This window comes from Paenibacillus pini JCM 16418 (genome assembly GCF_000576305.1).
Classification (GTDB): Bacteria; Bacillota; Bacilli; order Paenibacillales; family Paenibacillaceae; genus Paenibacillus_AQ; species Paenibacillus_AQ pini.
This window is the reverse complement of the sequence record NZ_BAVZ01000047.1, coordinates 1-2,745: the sequence shown is the minus strand read 5'-3', so window position 1 is coordinate 2,745 and position 2,745 is coordinate 1. Positions and strand designations below refer to the sequence as shown.

General features: G+C 32.4%; 6 protein-coding genes. All 6 read right to left on the bottom strand.

The window, feature by feature from the left end:
* Window positions 1-375 precede the first annotated feature (375 nt).
* Complete coding sequence (locus tag JCM16418_RS23205; protein ID WP_036653788.1) at window positions 376-573, bottom strand: hypothetical protein; 198 nt, start codon at window positions 571-573, stop codon at window positions 376-378.
* A gap of 46 nt (window positions 574-619) precedes the next feature.
* Window positions 620-955: a hypothetical protein gene (locus tag JCM16418_RS23200; RefSeq protein ID WP_036653786.1), complete on the bottom strand. Its 336-nt coding sequence runs from the start codon at window positions 953-955 to the stop codon at window positions 620-622.
* A gap of 40 nt (window positions 956-995) precedes the next feature.
* A complete protein-coding gene (locus JCM16418_RS23195; protein ID WP_148298909.1) occupies window positions 996-1,235 on the bottom strand; it encodes a hypothetical protein in 240 nt (79 codons plus the stop codon).
* A 46-nt stretch (window positions 1,236-1,281) separates the two neighbouring features.
* Window positions 1,282-1,719, bottom strand: coding sequence for a hypothetical protein (locus JCM16418_RS23190; protein WP_036653783.1), 438 nt, complete (start codon window positions 1,717-1,719; stop codon window positions 1,282-1,284).
* A gap of 190 nt (window positions 1,720-1,909) precedes the next feature.
* On the bottom strand, window positions 1,910-2,338 hold the full coding sequence (locus JCM16418_RS23185) for a hypothetical protein (protein WP_036653781.1): 429 nt from the start codon (window positions 2,336-2,338) through the stop codon (window positions 1,910-1,912).
* A 12-nt stretch (window positions 2,339-2,350) separates the two neighbouring features.
* Window positions 2,351-2,745: hypothetical protein (locus tag JCM16418_RS23180; RefSeq protein WP_036653779.1), on the bottom strand; the 395-nt coding region annotated here is incomplete at its 5' end.

The window sequence follows — 2,745 nt, the reverse complement described above, 5'->3', positions numbered from 1 at the left end:
TTCTTGCTCCTATAATTATTTATGATAAAATAAGCATTTCATGCAGACCTTTCACAACTTATTCATTTTTCATTTAAACTGATTTATTCGTTAAGACTATAGACATAAACCCATTTAGGAAAACCTGATGGTAGGCTACTCAAAGTCAAACCAACAGCCGTACGCTTTAACATATATCTCTTATTCATATCTGATAGTAGTGTACTCAGCTCTGGTCATTTATTAGCCCCATAATTTGTTACTTTAAAATTAGCGTTGAAATGTTCTATGTATGCATCAACAAAAACTGAATTAAGAATATCAACTGCGCCATTATCGCTAATATAGTTGATTATCCATGAGTACTTATTATCCATATTTGCACGTCCTTCTCCATTATAAAAGCTTTATCCTAGAATCAAACGCATCTCTCTGTTCTCCAGACGTATTTTCCACTGTAACGCCTGCTTCAACCTTGCCTGAATCTTTACTAGTTGCTGTAAAATGATCCACTACAACCCCATCAAAGCCTTTAAATCTCCCGCTATTGATAACTACTTCTAGACCTTTATCGAATTTACTTTTAGCAGTCAAAATATAATCCTCCTTATGAAAGAGAGGCTATTCAGCCTCCTTTTTCTTATTTAATCAATGTTCTATGATGCAATTGTTGAACTGCCCCACCAGCAACAATTGTTTGAATATGAACAGTTCTCTTTGTCCCTGTAATTTCTCCATCATACCCACCATTGTTATTCTTTTCAACAGTACAAGTGATAACCTCACCCGTTTTATCTTTAATTTGACTAATTAATTTTGTTAATCTTAATTTTGCATCTAACGTTACTCTCTTTACGATCTCTTCTATTCCTGATTCTATCATGTGAATTTCTTGTGGTGTGCAATCTGAGTAATCATTCGATTCCATTTTATTCTTAAACCACTCAATATCATTCTGCTTTTGTGATTCAATCATACTACGTAATGATTCAAACTTCGGTAGCTGCGATTCTATTTCATTTGAATTTTTCTCGTTCTTGTTCCTTTAAAACTTCGATGTGTTTTTGTATTTCGTGTAGGTTTTTAGCTTCATCTGCTTGTTCTTTGATAAGTTTTGCTAATTTTCTATAATCTATGGTTTCAACTTGAGATGATAACTTGAGTAGGTTGTCAGATAATCTTTTCTGAAATGATAAGTAATTTCTATTAAGATTTTCAAGTTGTTCTTGAATGTCTTGCAAAGTTCTTTCTGTCATTGTTATCAACTCCATTTTATAAAAAGAAGAGAAGAATAAACTCTCCTCATCTTGTGATTTTATCATTCTTATTTACGAATCCCCACATATTATTATTGCTTATTAACCAGTTAGGAACATAAACTTTACTGTCCTCTTCTATAACCTGACTAGTGGGAATCCAACTGACATATTCCTTGTAATTTGTCCCACTCAAGTTATTTGACCCAGTTATAATTCCGTATGCTTTTTCAGTAACTTCGTCTATAGGCGCTTCAAGTTTGCAATATGTTTTTTTGGATGAATTCTTGCGGGATGACTTTATTTTATATTCATGAATTGCCGATCTTATGTTTGTGAAATTTGAACATTGAGAGAAAGCTTCTTCAGGCATTAAATCGAATTTTTTATAAAGGTAGGAAAAGATCTCCGTCCACTCTTCATCGTCTCCAACAACCCTTTCAAACTTTGCATCTAATGCTGCCTTAACTTCAAATTTCATCATCTAGATCGTCACTCCCTTATGTATTATTTCTTATCTTCATTATAAACATAAATTATAATAAAATCAACGTATATTTTTAGTTTATTATATTTTTTATTGTTAAATTTATATGAATTCACTTCACCGATTTTTCAAAAACCTCACAGATTGGCAAATAGCTCATTTCATTATAAACATCTCACCATTATTATTAAGATCCGAATTCAATATTTAGTTCAATTATTCTTATTGTTGGGTTCCACAATCTTTTATCAATACTTCCTGTATAAGCTTTTTTATTATGTATTAAAAATTTGTTTGTAGAGCATATTCCATGTGCCTCTAATTCTCTTAAGAAGTCGGTTTCTTTGTTCAATCCCTTTTTATAACAATACCATCGTGTAAGCATTCTAACTAACAAATCATCTAAACAAAATTCCAGTTTTGGATCGGCTAACTCTCTTTTGAATCTTATGCTTGGCACACTACCCCAGAATACTATTTCTGCTTCTCTTCTTTGACCTTTAGAGAATTCCACTTCGCCAGTATAACTAATTCCCCATATTTTACGAGTGTAGAAATCGGCTTTCTTCTTCAAATTATCGTTCAGTCGATTGTAATCTATGGGGCTCTCACTCATTATCATTCTCTCCTATTCTTCGTCTATATAATTGCCTTCATCATCTATGTTAGTGTTATGCATTATGTCGATAACAACTTGCTTGAAGAACTGAATATCATCTTTGCTGTTTACTACCATTAAAGACTCTTCACCTAATTTAACGAATAAAGGAGCTAAATCAATACTAAAATCGTACCCTGCTATTGATTCAAAGTCTTTCAACGTTTCATTCGAAGCCCGCAAAATTAGTTCTTCTGGTGTCCAATGGAAGACTAAGCTTTCAAGGTTGTCGATTGGGTCGTAATGGTTATCTAGATAACTAATTTGTTTTGACGTTAGTTTAACTCCATTTGTTTTAAGTGTATTTAATTTCTCTTCGGCTATTTTAATGTTCATAGTTAACACCTCTCTCCAGATATCTAAGA

Excerpts from the sequence above, each read along its gene's own strand:
- JCM16418_RS23200 (WP_036653786.1), bottom strand. The coding sequence starts at position 955 with ATGATTGAATCACAAAAGCAGAATGATATTGAGTGGTTTAAGAATAAA.
- JCM16418_RS23195 (WP_148298909.1), bottom strand. The coding sequence starts at position 1,235 with ATGACAGAAAGAACTTTGCAAGACATTCAAGAACAACTTGAAAATCTT.
- JCM16418_RS23190 (WP_036653783.1), bottom strand. The coding sequence starts at position 1,719 with ATGATGAAATTTGAAGTTAAGGCAGCATTAGATGCAAAGTTTGAAAGG.
- JCM16418_RS23185 (WP_036653781.1), bottom strand. The coding sequence starts at position 2,338 with ATGAGTGAGAGCCCCATAGATTACAATCGACTGAACGATAATTTGAAG.